This is a genomic window from Hoylesella nanceiensis DSM 19126 = JCM 15639, assembly GCF_000379965.1.
Classification (GTDB): domain Bacteria; phylum Bacteroidota; class Bacteroidia; order Bacteroidales; family Bacteroidaceae; genus Prevotella; species Prevotella nanceiensis.
In genome coordinates, this window is sequence record NZ_KB904334.1 from 1 (window position 1) to 17769 (window position 17769).

A 17769-nucleotide genomic window follows, 5' to 3' on the forward strand; every position below is an offset into this window, starting at 1 on the left:
GAGATAACTCTCGAAAGCGGATGCAAAAGTACAACTTTTTAAAACACAATCCAAATAATTCAAAAAGAAAATTCAAAAAAAAACAACTTTTTTACTCCAAAAATGGGAAAATCAACCACAAGAACAATTTCACCTATTTATATTATATAGGGACAAAAGAAAAAGAACACCCACAACACAAGATTTATAAAAAAATACAAATTGCAAACCAACTCTTTCCTATTCCTCTCCATTCAGAAACCACCTAAACACCGACAGAGCTACCTTCACTCCGCAAAAGCTATGCAATTAGGAGGCAAAAGCAATCCTTTTACAACCCAAAAGCATTGCAATTACACTGCAAAAATAATGCTATTACCAAACACCTAAAAACAATCAATTTAAAAATAAAATAAGAAAATAGATTAAGAATTATTATTTTTATGTATATTTGCAAAATAAACACAAACAAAACCATTTACACAAATACAATGAAAACGTAGGCATTCGTGCTTCTTCTTTTCATTTTTTCAAAGAAACTTATAACAATACCTTATAAACAAAACAAACTATTCAATGTTATGAAGATGTATACTACACCATTTTCTTCATCTCTTCACCATCGAGTTGCACAGCTTTTTATTGCTTCGGCCATAATAAGTACTGCACCAATGCCCTTCTTAACACAGAAGACTTATGCGCAAACAACTGCACAAAGCGTGTCGGGATCAGTGATTGACAAGAATAATGAGACTCTTGTTGGAGCCATTATTAAAGTTCTCCCCAACGGAGATATGACCCAAACAGATGCTAAAGGCCGATTCGAATTAAAGAATTTGCCTGCCAATGCCAAGCTACAAGTGTCTTATTTGGGTATGAAGACAACCACAGTGAGCGTTGATGGAAAGAAAGAGCTAACCATTTTGCTCGAGAATTCAGACAACAATATTGGCGAAGTCGTTGTTACTGGTTATCAAGATGTTCGTCGTCCTCGCATGACGGGTTCTGTTTCGGTAATTAAAAGTAGTGATATTGCCAAAATGGACGTGCGCTCTATGGACCAAGTTCTAAGAGGAACGATGTCTGGAGTTGCGACAACTTACAATGGAAGACCAGGCTCTGACGCTTCAATACGTATTCGTGGAGCCAACTCTATCACTGGAAGTACAGAGCCAATATGGATTGTAGACGGCATGCCTCTTAATGGAATTGCACCAAGTGTCAGCAATAGTAACGACTTACAACGCTTAGTTACCCAAACAGGTATTGGCGATATTGCACCAAGTGACATTGAATCTATCACCGTTTTGAAAGACGCTGCAGCCACAGCTATATATGGAGCACGAGCTGCAAACGGCGTTATTGTGGTGAAAACCAAAAATGGTAGAGAAGGAAAGGCCACATATAATGCCTCATTATATTATGGTATAACAGAACGTCCCTACTCTAATATTCGCATGATGAATAGCGAAGAGAAGATCAGATTCGAAAGAGAAATGTTCTTAGATGGAGAATATGACTCGGTAGGACGTGTCGCTTATCTTCTTAATCTTGTGAAAAATGGAGCAATTACACAAGAAGAAGCCGACAAAGAAATTAGCTTATTACGCTCACGAAACACCAATTGGTTTAAAGAACTCTATCGCCCTGCTAACACTCAACAAGTGAATTTAAGCTTATCGGGTGGTTCAAAACGCACACAATACTATAATTCGTTCACCTTTTTAAATCAAAACGGAACCGAGCTAACCAATAATTATAAGCGTATAACCTTTAATAGTAAGCTATATCATCACTTTTCTGATAAGCTAACGCTACAAACTATTTTGGCAGCAACGTATCGCAACGACCGTAGCACCGCATCGGTTATATCACCCATGCGCTATGCTTACCAAGCCAACCCTTATGAAGATCCCAATGGTTACGATAAGAGTTACGACATAAGGGTTAGCCGTTTGCACCCAGGACTTCGTTGGGAAACGCTTAATATGAAACGTGAGATGTTAGAAAACCAAAATACTTCACGCTATTTAGGTCTTTCATTAAACGTTAAACTACAATGGATTACACCACTTGAAGGACTTATCTACACCTCTCAAGCATCGGTATCGGTGTCTAACACCTCGTCAAGAAGAGAAGAAGGCGAAGGCACTTACACCAATATGCGTAATAACTGGGAAGCAACTTATGTGCAAGGAAACGAAATTCCTGCAGCTAATGTCTTAGGTTCTCTACGTGAAGGACAATATAACACTGATGCCTATACCTGGAGAAACATGCTTTCTTATAACAAAACATTAGGCAATGACCACAGTTTAGAGGTGATGGCAGGACAAGAAATCACATCAAATGTGAATTATAGTTCTTACAATTATTCTCCTCAATACGATAAGGTGCACCGCATTGTGGGCTTCCCACAAGTGCCACAAGGCACCGATATGTCTCGTTTCCCCTTCTCTTGGTTAGGCGGAACAGGCAAATACGAGTCTAAAATGTCTTCGTTCTTTGCCAATGCCACTTATTCTTATGCTGATAAATATGTCTTAAATGCATCTGCACGCTACGATGGTTCAGACATTATTGGTAACCAAAACCAGTTTACTCCATTATGGAATGTGTCTGGACGTTGGAATATTTACAAAGAACCATTTATGAAATGGGACTTTATTAACTTTTTATCAGTGCGTGTAGGCTATGGTTACACTGGTAGTATAGACCATAATGCGCTTCCATTTGTCACTATGAAGCTAACAGAAACACGCCCCTATGCTGGCTTAGTGGTACCAACATCGTATAAAAATGCCAACCCTAACATTAAATGGCAAACGAAAAAGGATTTTAATATTGGTTTAGAATCAAGCTTATGGGATAATAGAATAACATTTAATGTGAACTATTATAATAATAAGGTGGTAGACTTGCTCGATAATAAGTCGCTTCCTTACTCTTCAGGTATTCACTCTATCAAACAAAATGTTGCCAACTTGGTGAACCGTGGTTGGGAGTTTGACTTAGGATTTACACCTATTAGAACCAAAGATTTTGAATGGGCGCTTCGTGGAAACGTGAGCTTTAATAAGAATATTATTACCAAAACATTCTATCAAGAGTTTAAACAGGTACCACAAAAGAGTTCTCTCTTATCTGAAAACGACAATGTGTACATTCAAGGTTATTCAGTTGGAGCATGGTTAGGATACGACTTTGCAGGCATAGATCCTAAAACTGGACACACATTGGCTTATGCTGAAGATGGAACAAAGGTAGACATGGATATGTTTAACAATAGAACTTTGGCGCTTAAACGTCCACCTATGCACTATTTAGGAGAAGGTAATCCTACCACAACGGGTGGTTTTGCTACTGAATTTAGATACAAGCAATGGGAACTAAATGCTCAGTTTGAATTCCAAACAGGACATCTTATACCAACAATCTCTAGCACAATGAATCACAATTACAACTATTCTGGCAACCGATACATCGCTGATCAATATCGTTGGAGAGCAGTTGGTGATGTGGCAGAGCGTCCTTATTTGGGTATAAACAACACCGCATACGACCAATATCGCTTTAATACTTCATTAGAAAAAGGCGACTATCTTCGTTGTACTTACACCAGTTTAGGCTATCGTTTAACAGAAGAGTTATGCAAAAAGCTATCTGTTCGCAGTGCTCGTATTGCCATTACAGCAAGTAATCTCTTTACCCTTACAAACTTTAAGGGTATCGACCCTGCATCAATGGGTACACTTAGCTACCCTTCTACCCGCACTTATAGCATCACACTGAATGTAGGTTTCTAATAAATGGTTTATTTAATATCCTAAAAATATGAAGAACAATATTTTAAAATATAAGCTACAAGCATGTGCATTACTTGTTTGTGTGCTCACATTCTTTGGCAGTTGTAAAGATTATCTCTATGTAGAACCAACCAATCAACTAACGTTGAACAGCTTTACTGATGTGAAACGTCTGTTAGGAGGTAGCTTAAGAAACTATCAAGAAGGCAATGATTATCTCTCAGGAGTGCCTAATGTGGTCACTTTCTACGATGAATATCTTATTACTTACTTCTATTCAGACGATTGTAATACAGATAAATATCTTGATACTTGGATGGGACAAAACAATAAAGGCGACTTTAATAAATCGCAAACTTGGAAACATCCTGATATTCATGAAAACATTTGGAGTACCTATTACAAAGCTATTGGATTCTATAACCTTATATTGGCTGAGCTTAAGAAGCACAATACAAGTAATAAAGCTGAGTCTGAATGCGTGGAAGGAGAAGCAAGAGTTACAAGAGCTTATTGTTTCTTCCACTTAGTTCAATTGTTTGCGCCTTACACAGACAACCAACTTGGCTTGCCATTAAATACCGAACCCGACAAAGTAGGCTCTTATGATAGTAGAAGACAAACGCAAAAAGAGAACTATGCGTTTATTATTTCAGAGTTAGAGACCGCTCTTAACTTCAATGCAACACCAGAACCAGATTACAATATCTTCTATAATAAAACATTTATAAAAGGTCTTTTAGCACAAGTTTATTTGTATAAAGCTGGTTCAGGAGCTAAAGAAGATAACGATTATGCTAAGGCTTCTCAATATGCAAAAGAGGTATTGGCAAGCGGAATTACCTTTAATGATATTAAAACAACCCCTGCAACATCAGACGAATTTGGCGTTTTAACATCTAAAAAGTTTGCTCCTTTAATGTTCTTATATAGCGATGGTCAGAAATTACAAGACATTGTAGGAAATAAGAACTATGAGTTAGCTCAATATCCAGCCGACGATTTGTATGCACTCTACACCGATAACGACCTTCGTAAAAAAGAGTTTTTTGCTGATGATAAAGGCATTATAAAGTTTGATTGCGATTTTCCATGGTCGTATATACGCTTTATTTTATGCTCAGGTGCTGAGATGAAGCTCATAGCAGCAGAGGCAGAAGCACGCCAAGGACATGATGATGCAGCCTTAAAAGAGCTAAAAGAGTTTGCTGCTACTCGTTATACAAACTATGTAGAGCCTGCTCGTGCTAATTTATTACAAAGCATTTTAGACGAAAGACGTAAGGAGTTCTGTTTTGAACCTTTTATTCGTTGGTGCGACATGCGTCGTATAGGAGTAGAAATGAGCAGAAAACCTCGCAACAAACAAGAAGAACCCGAGGCTTATAAGCTTACAAAAGACGACTTTAGATACACCATGCCCATCCCTAAAAAGGCTGAGTTAAAAGATAACGATATTGCTCAAAACCCTGGATGGAATAATTTTTAAACCTCACCTATCTTACATTTTTATGATAGAAAGACAACTAAAATAAAATGTAAATGGTTTTATAAAATATAGAAATATGACAAATAACACGTTTATTTCTGCGCTTTTGCGCTATAAACTTCAATGGCTAAGCGCCAGTTTGGTAGCTCTTGTTTCATTGTTTTCAAGCTGTAATAGAGAAGAAACTTTCCTTGAGCCAACAAGAATTGGTGAAGATAAGATTACACGCTTCGAAATTTATCCCAATGCATTAACCTTAAATGCCGATGGAACCAGTAAACTTAAATTCTTAGTAAAATGTTTTTATAAGGTAGACTCAACAGAAGTGCAAATGTTAGACGACCGAGTGCCTGTAGACAAGATAGTGATTACAAGCTCAGACGGTAAAAGTTTCAATATAAATGAGGCTTTTACAAGTACTGCTAAAACAGATTCTGTGAGCTTTACAGCTACTTGTAACAACTTAAAGTCACCCAAAGTGTCGGTAGCTCTACGCCAACCACAAAACTTAAACCTAACTCCTTTGCGAATTCCAGTGGTGTTTATATCGCTATATAACGAGAAAACCAAGCTTCAAATGGAGTCTGTCACACCTAATCTCTTAAAAAAGATGGTTGAACATGCTAACCAAGCATTCTCAGGAGTGAACAGTCAAGCACCCAATGGCTGTGATGCTAAAATGACATTCTACATGAAAGAATATAAAACCATCAAGCTATCAGACGAAGAGCATGAGGAGATTACAGCGTATATTCAAAAGAATTTACTTGCAGGAGCAGACAAAGTGATTTACGTTTGGTTAATGAATGCAGTGCCATATTGGAAGATGAACGAATCAAAAGTGCACCCAGAATACACATTTGGCGACCCTTCTGACATTAAAGGAATTGACTTTGAGAAGATAACATCATTGGAAGACATCACCAATTTAGAGCCTCAAGAAGTGGGAATACCTATGACTTTTGCAGATGTTTTTCAACAAGGTACAGGCTATGCAGTGAGAGATTTTGAACGTATGTTAGGTAGATTTTATGGATTATTGCCCACAGGTGTCAACCCAGATATATACAAAAGCCAAAAAGATGTTGACTATTGTCCTGATACTTACTCGTTCTTTAAAGATGATGGAAGCATAGAAAAGAAGTCTTTACCTTTATATAAGAACGGTCCAAGCTACTTCTTTAACTCATATAACATCATGGATCACCATTCAACAAACACTTCTGTGAGCGTAGATCAAGTGAAACGCATTCGACAAGTGATTAAAGATTGTCCATATCGTCAACAACACGACTAATAAATAGAAGGTTGAAGCCAGTCGAAAACATCGACTTGACCTTCCTATACAAAATAAAAGAAGTGATTGATACAATGTTATCAATCACTTCTTTTTTAGCTTTAGGCAAATGAGTGAGTGGCTATTTGCTTTATATATAAAAGATGTAGCCCTCGCCCATCATCATTTCACGAAAGAAATACTTACTTTTCTAATTCGCTTTTAATGATTTCTTTGATGCCTTGTATAAGTCTTTCTTGCGGAATACCACTCTTTTCGCTCATCATTTTCACGTCTGCACGAGCTGCAATAATCTTTCCTAAAGGACTATTTAACATGCGGAATTGTGATGAAATTTCAGTTAATCTCTTCTTTAAGAAAGGATATTGTTTTAAAAGCATTTTGAGTTTGGTATCTCCATCAATAGCTATTTCAGCACCATCAGCAACAGTTTGTTCCTCAGAGTCGTGTTCTTCTTCCTTAACCTCTTCTTTTGGAGCCTCGTTTGCCCATGTTAAAAGGGTTTGACTACCTTCCATTGCACGAATATGAGTGCAGTCTTGCATCATTTCCAACACACCTCTGAAACGTCCTTGCTCATCTCTTACAGCCACATAAACGATGTATAAGAACAAACCTGGCTTGTTAATCCAAAACTCTGCCTTACTTTGTTCACCGCTTCTAAGCTTGTCTATCACCTCACGAACAATGTGTGCGCTTTTCTTTGGGTGACAATTCATCACCTCACGGCCTATCACATTCTTGCTACGAGGGAAGATTCTGTGATCGGTATCACTATAAAAACAAACCAATTCGTTTTCGTCTACATACGAAATATCGATAGGAAGATGCTTGTATATCAAGTTGATTTGTTCAAGAGTCAACTTTCCTGTGGTTACATTTAGCTTCTCTTCGCCACCCACACTATATCCATATTTGTTCAACAAAGCCTGCAAGTCTTGTGCAAATCCGTCTACTTGCTGGTTCGAAGTAGTGTTGGTTTCTTGCTTAGGAGTGTGCTCTACGGTGAAGAAAGCAAAGCCAATCTCTTGATCACCCGATTTCATATCCTCAAATTCAGCCTCATTTATCAAAGCCATTGATGTGGGATATAAAATCACTTCCTCTTTATGCATCAAGTCACGACCATAGCTTAGCAATTCTTCTTGCTTAGCAATGAATGCTTCTTCCTTGCCTTCTTCGAGCAAATGTTCCGACTCTCTGATGATATCTCTCACAAAATCGTCGAAGGTCCACATCACCGTTGTAGGACGTGTAAAGCCCTTTTGCTCTAAAACAGGATACAACTGGTTTTGCTTGCGCTTAAAGTGTGTGGGATATTGACTAATCTTTTCGTATAGTTCTAACCATTGATTTTTAATCATTGGATATTGAACAAGGTCTTCAACAGCCAACAACAGCTTGCGCATCTCATCGTTTTCACGATAATATTGTGCTATTGGGTGGTCTGAAGGCAATTCAGGACGAGAGTAATCCATAAACTCATCGAGCAGTTCGAGGGTCTTTTTCATGTTCACTCTAATACATTCGTGGTCGTCTTCTTCCACCATTGTTTGTTCAATTAGGGCAATATGAAAAGGTTTAATCTTTCCAACTTGCTCTCTAAACATATCTTTTGCTTGTTCAAGAGTAAGCTTTCCTGTTTCGTATAATTCTTCTATTTCAAGAATTTTGTCGAGTTTGTCTTGCTCAATTTGTGGCAAGTTGGCTTTCATTTTATTTTCCATTTGTATCTTGTTTTATTCTATTTGTAACTGTTCTGGGCGACATTTGCAATGCCGTTTCATTCTTATTGTTTACAAATGTACGAATATCCTCTAAGTCATTCAGTAACAAATGTGACTTTTCAGGATTAAATAGTGTTAATAATCAATATTCTTTTGAATGAGAAAGAGCACACATTCAAAAAAGAGAGGAAAAGAATTTGGTTTGAAGATAGACTTGAATGGATGTTTAATTGCACTGCTTTTAGGGTGAAAAAGCAGGTATTTTAGGCTGTAAAAGCATTGACTTTGCAAATCAAAAGCATAGCTATTGCAATGCAAGTCGACACACCTCTCCTACCCTTCTCACTACCAATGGCTTACGATTTAACTCAAAAGCTCTATTCTAAAGGTTGTTCCTACCCCTTGTTCAGATTGTTTTACAAAGATATGTCCTTTGTGATATTGCTCTATAATGCGCTTTGCAAGCGACAAACCAAGTCCCCAACCACGCTTTTTAGTAGTGAAACCAGGTCGAAAAACATTGGCAATATCTGCCTTGCGAATACCCTTTCCCGTGTCAGAAACATCTACTACAACGCCGTGTTTCATATTCATCACCTCGATAGTGATGGCTCCTTTACTGCCAATTGCATCGATAGCGTTCTTACAAAGATTCTCTATCACCCACTCAATCAACAACATATTGATGCGTGCCACAGCGGGTTCGGCACTCAACTTCGTTTCTATTGCAATGCCACTCGATGCTCGTTTACCAATATAAGTCGCCACTTTCAACACAATATCGTTCATATTGCATGGCTCAAAAGTAGGTTGTGAGCCTATTTTCGAGAACCTATCGGCAATAAGTTGAAGGCGTTTCACATCTTCGCCCATATCTGTTATAAATGGATCGTCGGGATATTGCTCTTTAAGTATCTCGTTCCAAGCCATCAAACTCGATATAGGTGTGCCCAATTGGTGTGCTGTTTCTTTCGACAAACCAACCCACAAGCGGTTTTGTTCTGCCTTTTTGCTCCATAAAAGGGCTAAAAGTGCCAGTGTAATAAAGAGCACCACAACGGTAAGTTGTATGTAGGGATAAATGGTTAGACGCTTTATTAAGAGCGAATCGTCGTAACACACTTCTATAAAATCATGAGGATTATCGCTCATCTGCAACTTAATGGCACGCCCTTTGCGCTTCAATTGGTACGCAAGAGCAAGGGCTTGACTATTGACATCTGCCGACTTAGTGGCGGTGAAATTGATGTTTCGAATGGCTTGCACGCTGTCTTTGGCATCTATCACCACAACAGGTATGGTGTTATTGCCATTCACTACCTTCAAAACAAGAGCCAAATCGGTGTTCTCGTCGGCTGTGTTCAGCGAATGAATGGCCTCTGCCCACACTTCCATTTTGTTACGTTCTTCTTGCGAAAGTGCTTCGGTTATGGTATGAGAAACCCACAATGAGCCTATAGCAATGACGATTGCTATAACAAAAAACATAATTTTTATATAGTGAGTTCTACGTGTCCATTTCATTATATCATATAAACGCAAAAACAATAGTTTTTATTATAAATCTTACTCAACATTCAACAACTGAGCAATTATTTTGCCTTTATCTTAACATTCGACAACAATTGAAACACTCTTTTATGCTCTTTTCAACGCAAAGACAACAAAGAATGCTTATTTTTGTAGTTCATTCAACGATAAAACATAATTAAATGATTAAATTTCAAGATGTAACTATTGCAGATAAAGACACCATTCAATCGTTTACTTTGCATGGTGAACTGCAAAATTGCGACCTTTCTATCGCCAACATCATCAGCTGGCGCTTCCTATACAACACACAATGGGCAATAGTTAACAACTATTTGGTATTCCGATTCTACGTCAATCAACATCTAGCATATATGCTTCCTGTTCCTCGTCCCACTGAAAACGAAGACGGAAAACTATCTGTTAAGCCTTGCGATGCATGCTCTATCGAGGTGATTAAGGCTTTAAAAGAAGATGCAAATGCATTGGGTCACCCCTTTCTTATGCTGGGTGTGTGCAACTGTATGGTTGATGTTATAGAGCAGTTTATGCCTAACACGTTTGAAATGAAACCGAATAGAGACTATGCCGACTATATTTATACCCGTGAAAAGTTGGCTCTTTTGTCGGGAAAAAAGCTGCACGGAAAGCGCAACCACATCAATAAATTCAAGTTATTATACCCTCATTACGAATATAAGCCATTGACAAAAGACCTTATTCCTGAGTGTTTAAAGTTGGAAGAGAAATGGCGTGAGGCATCGATTAACGATGGTTCGAACTCCGAACTGCTTGCAAGTGAGTTGCGTTCGATGACTCGTGCGTTTGAATTTTGGGACGAACTGGGGTTAATTGGCGGTACACTTTGGGTGGATAATAACCTCATTGCCTTTACATACGGCTGTCCTATCAATCATACAACATTCGATGTGTGTGTTGAAAAGGCCGATGTGTCGTACGAAGGGGCGTTTACTATGATTAATAATGAGTTTGTTCGCCATCTTCCTGAGCAGTATTTCTATATCAATCGTGAAGAAGATATGGGCGAAGAAGGACTTAGAAACGCTAAACTTTCATACAAACCCGATATCATTCTCGAAAAGAATACGGTGATGGAGCATCATCCTTTTGTGGCAAAAGACGAGGAAGAGCACGTTAAAAACGAAACAAAAGAATTGTGGAAAGAGGTGTTTAACGACAAAGAAGCATTTGTTGAGATGTATTTCAACAGAGTGATTAGTCACGAAAACAACTACACCATTCAAATAAATAAAAAGGTGGTGGGTGCTTTGCAAGCTGTTCCTTATCAGCTAAAGTGGCACCATCAAACTGCCCAAACGGTGTATATAAGCGGTGTTAGTACATCACCTTCGATGCGAAACCTCAACATTGGCAACAACATCATGCACCAAGCGCATTTCAATAGCTATCATAAAGGAGCGGTGTTCGCTGTTCTTATCCCCGCAGAAGAGTGGTTATACACTTGGTATGCTAAGTGCGGATATGTTGAAAAGATTGATTGTGTGGCTTTGCCTTTCGACATTTTAAATGCAAGTGTCACCGAACTGAATGCTTGGCAACAGCAACAAAGCACCATATTGCTACACAACGATGAGCAATGGGACATCGCAAAAGAAGATGTTCGCATTGATGGTAGCGACTATTCGGCTAAAGATAAAGAGGCTAAGGGAATGATTAGGGTGATTAATGCACACGAGGCTTTAAAGCTATATGCAAGTATCTACCCTGAAGAAGAGAAGGTGTTGCATATCAAAGGCGATAGAGATATTCCTTCGAACAATGCTTATTACATTGTAAAAGACGGTAAGACTATTAAAACTGATGAGCCTTTTAGCAACGCAACAACCATCAAGATAGATGAGTTGGCTAACATTCTGTTCAGCAACGACAAGCCTATTATGACAATGATGCTTAACTAATGGTTTTCAACTACTTTGAAATGGCTTTTCAAAAGCAATGTTATTGCACTATAAAAGCATTGACTTTACACCGCAAAAGCATTGAGATTGGAGAGCAATAAGATTGAGTTGATTTTCCAATTGAATATACATTACGAAAAAAGAGGTAACCTATTACAAGTTACCTCTTTTATTTTTATGTCTAAACCAACTATCAATTAGTTCTTAACAACGTATGTTGCACCAACATTTGTGCCTGCATAATTTGCTTTTTCAGGATCTCTTGAGTCGGCAATTACTGGGTCTAAGACAGGCTGTTGAGCTGCTGAATAATAAACAGTCATGCTTTGTAAGATGCCAGGATTAGCCTTTTGACTTTGTTGTCCTGCATAAATTTTGGTTAAAGCTGTTAGCTTTGTGATATCCAAAGTGCTGAGACGACAGTGAGAAATGTCAAGATTTTTGAGCGAAGTGTTATCTCCTAATATCAATTCTTCAAGTGGACTTAATGATGTATCCAGTATAGCTAACTTTTTATTTGCGCTTATATCGACCTTAGTTACCTTTGTATGATATAAATTTAAGTTGATTAATTCTGGATTACCAGATATATCTAAGCTAGAAATTAATGTGTTAGATAACTGCAAATCTGTTAGGTTTGCACCCGAAGAAGCTAAACCTTTAAGTTCTTTTGTCTTTGCACTTGCAAGGCTAATTGCCTTCAACTTGGTTTGATTACTAAAGTCTAATGACTCTAATTGAGAACGAGAAGCAAGGAATTCTACAATTTCTTTATTCTCACTTAAGTTGGGGAATGACTTTAATGAATAATTTGAAGTAGCACTAACATAGAGCAATTTTGGCGAACCTTCAGTCTTAATGTATTCAACTTTACCACTATAGAAAGTCTCAATAGTTTTCAATTCGGGTAGATTACTTGCATCAAGTCCTTGCAACTTAGCATTGTGATGAACCGAAATCATTTCGAGTTTGCTATTACCTTTCACAGTAACTTCTGTCAAATTATCCATATATGTGGCTGCAAACAGAGTAAGTTTATCAAGTCCAGTCACGTCTACTGAAGTTACTTTAGGGCTTCTTTGTACAAGAATTCTATCAATTAATTGAGGATATTTAGAGAAGTCTAACTTGCCTTCAAGATTCTTATTATTAGCGAAATTTACGCCTGTTACATTGCGATAGTATTGTAACTCATCGATAGATGTTAACTTATCGATGTTATTTGCAACAAGAACTCCCTTGTAAGAAAGAATCTTTTCGAGGTTATCTGCAACATAAATATCAAGGTTTCCATCTGCCCCTCTCTCCAAACCAGTTACTCTTTGGCTAACAGCTTCAATCAAACCTTGATTCTTTAAGATAAAAGATTTAGCCTTACTTTCATTAATTGTAATCAAACCTAAGTCCTTTACTTCACCACGTTTGATAGCAACTGCAGAGCGAACTTTATATTGTACGGCCTTACCATTGTTTAAAACGAAAGCTAAAGTCAAGCCTTGTTCAAGTGTAGTAGCAGGTAATGCTACATAATAAGCAGTTTGTTCTGCAAATAAACCCGATTCAGGTTTGTATGTAACAACAGGAGATCCTGATACAACTTTATTCTTTAATGTTGATATTGCCTTGTTACTATCGAATGTAACTGTCGACTCAAAGCTTCCAGAAAGAGGCTCTTGATTAATTGAAAGCAATGTTACTTGCTTTACATTTGCAGATCCTTTGAATGTAAACTTAAGCAATCCACCTAAATTATAAGCCTTAAAGGTTTCTTCTGGCTTTGGAATTAGAGCCACAGATGGGTTGGCTTTGGGATCAAAGGTATTGGCAATAGCTGTTTGCTTGTTTGAAAGTGTATAGCTAAATACCGCTTGTGTTGTTGATCTATATGCGATTTTACCTGTTGCTTGATATGGATAAATTGCGTAATATGGTGTTGGTTTATCGGCAGCCTGACCATAAAAACGAGCTACATTACCGTTCATTGAGGTCTTGAATGGCTGTGTTGCGTCTTGATTAGAGCCATAATAACCAATACCAATAACGTCGTTTGCTGTCCAAACCACGCTACTCCCATCAGAAGAAAGCGCTGTTCTTGTTGCAGCTTCACCATTCTTGCTAAAGAACGACATATTAACTAATTTCTCATTGCTTGTGCTTTTCTCGATAGCCTCATCGTCTTTAGAACAAGAAGCCACACCGAACGCTACGCATCCGCATAATAAAAAAGGTATTATTTTTTTCATTTGTGTCTACTTTTTGTTTACTGTTTTAAAATAATTACTTAATTAAAATGGTGAATCATCATCTGTTCCATCATCTACAACCAATGAAGGATCAGTACTTGGAGTGAACCCTTCATGAGAATTTGCACCCACACTATTCACCATAAAACATGTTCCTGCTTCAATCTTTATTTCTAAAGTACAGGGTTTTACATAATTTTTCTTCATATTTTTTATTATTATCCTATATTAAAATAAAACGCAAATAATCATGCTCGCAGTTATTTATTTAATCTTTAAAAAGATTCTATTTATTCTAATTATAACATTTTGCAATTATTACAGTCTAAATACAACTTTGAAATTAGTTAATTATATCACGCTTAATATATTTCTTCTACCTATATCTTATTCCATATATTTCAAAGAATATTATAAATTTCTTTGCAAAGTTACAATATCAGAACTAAATAAATACAAAAAAAAATAAAAAACTCTATATTAATTATTTTTTATACATTTTCCCTTTATTAACAACTAACATTAACTTCTATTATTTAAAATATTTCTTATAAAGAGGCTAAGGGAATGATTAGGGTGATTAATGCACACGAGGCCTTGAAGCTATATGCAAGTATCTACCCTGAAGAAGAGAAGGTGTTGCACATCAAAGGCGATAGAGATATTCCTTCGAACAATGCTTATTACATCGTAAAAGACGGTAAGGCTATTAAAACTGATGAGCCTTTTAGCAACGCAACAACCATCAAAATAGACGAGTTGGCTAACATATTGTTCAGCAACGACAAGCCTATTATGACAATGATGCTTAACTAATGGTTTTCAACTACTTTGAAACGACTTTCCAAAAGCAATGATATTGCATTGTAAAAGCATTGAGTTTGCAAGGCAAAAGTATTGAGATTGCACACCAATAAGATTGAGTTTAGAAAGCAAAAGATTGAGTTGATTTTACAATCGAATATACATTACGAAAAAAGAGGTAACCTATTACAAGTTACCTCTTTTATTTTTATGTCTAAACCAACTATCAATTAGTTCTTAACAACGTATGTTGCGTCAGCATTTGTCTCTGCATAATTAACCTTACTTGGATCTTTTGAGCCTGCAATCACTGGATCTAAGACAGTCTTTTGAGCTGCTGTATAATAAACAGTCATGCTTTGTAAAATACCAGGATTAGCCTTTTGAGATTGTCTTCCAGCATAAACTTTCTTCAAACCTGTTAGCTTTGTGATATCTAAAGTACTCAATCTGTCGTGTGAGATATCAAGATATTCAAGTGCAGTGTTATCTCCTAATACCAATTCTTCAAGTGGATTGAAAGGAATTCTCAAACGCTTTAGCTTTTTATTTGCAGTTACATCAAGCTTAGTTATTTTCGAATTATACAATTCAAGCTCTAATAATTCTGTATTATTAGATACATCTAAACTAGATAATTGAGTGTTAGATAACTGCAAATTCTTTAGATTTGTACCTGAAGCAGCTAAGCCTTTAAGCTCTTTTATCTTTGCGCTTAAGAGGTTAACGCTACGCAAGTTTGGTTGATTACTAAAGTCTAACGACTCTAGAGGTGTGTAAGGAGCAACAAAATCAACAAGCTGTGTGTTCTCATTTAGTCCTGGTATAGACGACAAAGAACCGCTAGAAGTAGCATTAATTGATGTCAACTTGGGCGAACCTGCGGTTTTTATGGTTGTTACACTCTTACTATAATAGGTCTCAACAAGACGCAATTCAGGTAGATCTCGTACATCAACCGCTTGCAAAGCCTCATTATGATGAAGTGAAACATTTTGAAGTTTGCTATTACCTTTAATAGTAACATCGGTCATATTCTTCATATATGTTGCCGAGAAAGCAGTGATTTTATCAAGTCCAGTCACATCTATTGAGGTTACAAGAGGACTGTTTTGTACGATGATATTACCAACTAATTGAGGGTATTTAGAGAAATCTAACTTACCAGCAAGATTCTTATTCTTATCTAATGTGATTCCTGTTACATTGCGATAGTATTGTAACTCATCTATAGAAGTCAAGTTATCTTGATTTGATATACCTAGATGTCCTTTGTAAGAAAGAATCTTTTCGAGGTTGTCTGCGCTGTAAACATCAAGGTTTCCGTTTGCATCTCTCACCAAACCACTTACACTTTTAGCAACAGCATCAATCAAACCTTGGTTCTTTAAGATAAAGTCTTTAGCCTTACTTTCATTAATTGTAATCAAACCTAAGTCCTTTACTTCACCACGTTTGATATCAACTGCAGAGCGAACTTTATATTGTACGGCCTTACCATTGTTTAAAACGAAAGCTAAAGTCAAGCCTTGTTCAAGTGTAGTTGCAGGTAATGCTACATAATAAGCAGTTTGTTCTGCAAATAAACCCGATTCAGGTTTGTATGTAATAACAGGAGATCCTGATACAACTTTATTGCTTAATGTTGATATTGCCTTGTTATTATCGAATGTAACTGTCGACTCAAAGCTTCCAGAAAGAGGTTCTTGATTAATTGAAAGCAATGTAACTTGCTTCACATTTGCAGATCCTTTGAATGTAAACTTAAGCAATCCACCTAAATTATAAGCCTTAAAGGTGTCTTCAGCCTTTGGAATTAGAGCTACAGATGGGTTCGCTTTGGGATCAAATGTATTGGCAATAGCTGTTTGTTTGTTTGAAAGTGTATAGCTAAATACCGCTTGTGTTGTTGATTTATATTCAATCTTGCCTGTTGCTTGATATGGATATATAGCGTAATATGGTGTTGTTTTATCGGCAGCTTGACCATAAAAACGAGCAACATTACCATTCATTGATGTCTTGAAAGGCTGTGTTGTATTTCTAATAGAGCCTTGAAAGCCAATACCAATAACGTCATTTGCAGTCCAAACCACACTACTTCCATCAGAAGAAAGCGCTGTTCTGGTCACAGCTTCATCATTCTTGCTAAAGAACGACATATTAACTAATTTCTCATTGCTTGTGCTTTTCTCGATAGCTTCATCGTCTTTAGAACAAGAAGCTACACCGAACGCTACGCATCCGCATAATAAAAAGGGTATTATTTTTTTCATTTGTGTCTACTTTTTGTTTACTGTTTTAATATAATTATCCAATTAGAATGGCGAATCATCATCGGTTCCGTCATCTATAACCAATGAAGGATCAGTACTAGGTGTGAACCCTTCGTGAGAATTTGCACCCACACTATTCACCATAAAACATGTTCCTGCTTCAATCTTTACTTCTGAAGTACAGGGTTTTACATAGCTTTTCTTCATAATCTTTTGGTATTAATCTATTTTAAAATATAGCGTAAAGGATCAAGCCCAATCGCTTATTGCGCTTTAAAGGGCTGTGTTTTTATTTCAACTATGTTTTATTGAATTGTTTTTATCCTGAGTTCAATTCAAAAAAGCTTAGTGGTTTATGTTATTTTTAATCTGCTTCTCCTACTTATAGTTTATTCTTAAACTCTAATTACGCTTTTAAATCGACTGCAAAATTACAGCATTAGCACCCAATAAATGCAAAACTGAAAAAGATTTTACTATAAAGTAGTATATTTTTAACATATATCATTTTATTAATACATTTACAACTAACTTATATCATTTCAACTATTTACAGAGATTACACTATCAAATGAAAGATTATTGAATAAAAGATGCATATAAATTCAATAAAAGAAAGAGAACAAAAGAAATTGAAACAAATATCAAAATTTATGTTTAGAAATAGAGAAAAATAAA

General features: G+C 36.7%; 12 protein-coding genes. 6 read left to right on the plus strand and 6 right to left on the minus strand.

The genetic code is table 11. The features are described from left to right. The 4 genes from A3GM_RS11725 to A3GM_RS0109790 all read left to right on the plus strand — a co-directional run. On the plus strand, positions 1–248 hold a 248-nt coding region (locus A3GM_RS11725; RefSeq protein WP_044124966.1), incomplete at its 5' end, for a hypothetical protein. Between the two features lie 312 nt (positions 249–560). Then, positions 561–3785, plus strand: a complete 3225-nt coding sequence (locus A3GM_RS0109780; RefSeq protein WP_018363189.1) for a SusC/RagA family TonB-linked outer membrane protein — start codon at positions 561–563, stop codon at positions 3783–3785. Between the two features lie 28 nt (positions 3786–3813). Next, positions 3814–5274: a RagB/SusD family nutrient uptake outer membrane protein gene (locus A3GM_RS0109785; RefSeq protein ID WP_018363190.1), complete on the plus strand. Its 1461-nt coding sequence runs from the start codon at positions 3814–3816 to the stop codon at positions 5272–5274. 76 nt (positions 5275–5350) lie between these two features. Continuing rightward, positions 5351–6571 (plus strand): hypothetical protein, encoded by a 1221-nt coding sequence (locus A3GM_RS0109790; RefSeq protein ID WP_018363191.1) that lies wholly within the window; start codon positions 5351–5353, stop codon positions 6569–6571. A gap of 182 nt (positions 6572–6753) precedes the next feature. Here the strand turns inward: A3GM_RS0109790 and A3GM_RS0109795 are convergent, their stop codons facing one another. Beyond that, a complete protein-coding gene (locus A3GM_RS0109795; RefSeq protein ID WP_018363192.1) occupies positions 6754–8298 on the minus strand; it encodes a DUF438 domain-containing protein in 1545 nt (514 codons plus the stop codon). Between the two features lie 363 nt (positions 8299–8661). Beyond that, on the minus strand, positions 8662–9822 hold the full coding sequence (locus A3GM_RS0109800) for a sensor histidine kinase (protein ID WP_018363193.1): 1161 nt from the start codon (positions 9820–9822) through the stop codon (positions 8662–8664). A gap of 188 nt (positions 9823–10010) precedes the next feature. On the opposite strand from A3GM_RS0109800, the gene A3GM_RS0109805 reads away from it, so the two are divergent. Then, positions 10011–11768: a GNAT family N-acetyltransferase gene (locus A3GM_RS0109805; protein WP_018363194.1), complete on the plus strand. Its 1758-nt coding sequence runs from the start codon at positions 10011–10013 to the stop codon at positions 11766–11768. A gap of 197 nt (positions 11769–11965) precedes the next feature. On the opposite strand, the gene A3GM_RS0109810 is transcribed toward A3GM_RS0109805, so the two are convergent. Further along, positions 11966–14011, minus strand: coding sequence for a hypothetical protein (locus tag A3GM_RS0109810; protein ID WP_018363195.1), 2046 nt, complete (start codon positions 14009–14011; stop codon positions 11966–11968). Positions 14012–14053: 42 nt separating this feature from the next. Beyond that, complete coding sequence (locus A3GM_RS11695) at positions 14054–14218, minus strand: hypothetical protein (RefSeq protein ID WP_018363196.1); 165 nt, start codon at positions 14216–14218, stop codon at positions 14054–14056. Positions 14219–14578: 360 nt separating this feature from the next. On the opposite strand from A3GM_RS11695, the gene A3GM_RS0109820 reads away from it, so the two are divergent. Beyond that, positions 14579–14827 (plus strand): hypothetical protein, encoded by a 249-nt coding sequence (locus tag A3GM_RS0109820; RefSeq protein ID WP_018363197.1) that lies wholly within the window; start codon positions 14579–14581, stop codon positions 14825–14827. Between the two features lie 218 nt (positions 14828–15045). Here A3GM_RS0109820 and A3GM_RS0109825 read toward each other — a convergent pair whose 3' ends face one another. Next, entirely contained in the window at positions 15046–17091 is a 2046-nt protein-coding gene (locus A3GM_RS0109825; protein WP_018363198.1) for a hypothetical protein, read from the minus strand. Between the two features lie 42 nt (positions 17092–17133). Next, positions 17134–17298: a hypothetical protein gene (locus tag A3GM_RS11700; protein ID WP_018363199.1), complete on the minus strand. Its 165-nt coding sequence runs from the start codon at positions 17296–17298 to the stop codon at positions 17134–17136. Between the last annotated feature and the right edge of the window lie 471 nt (positions 17299–17769).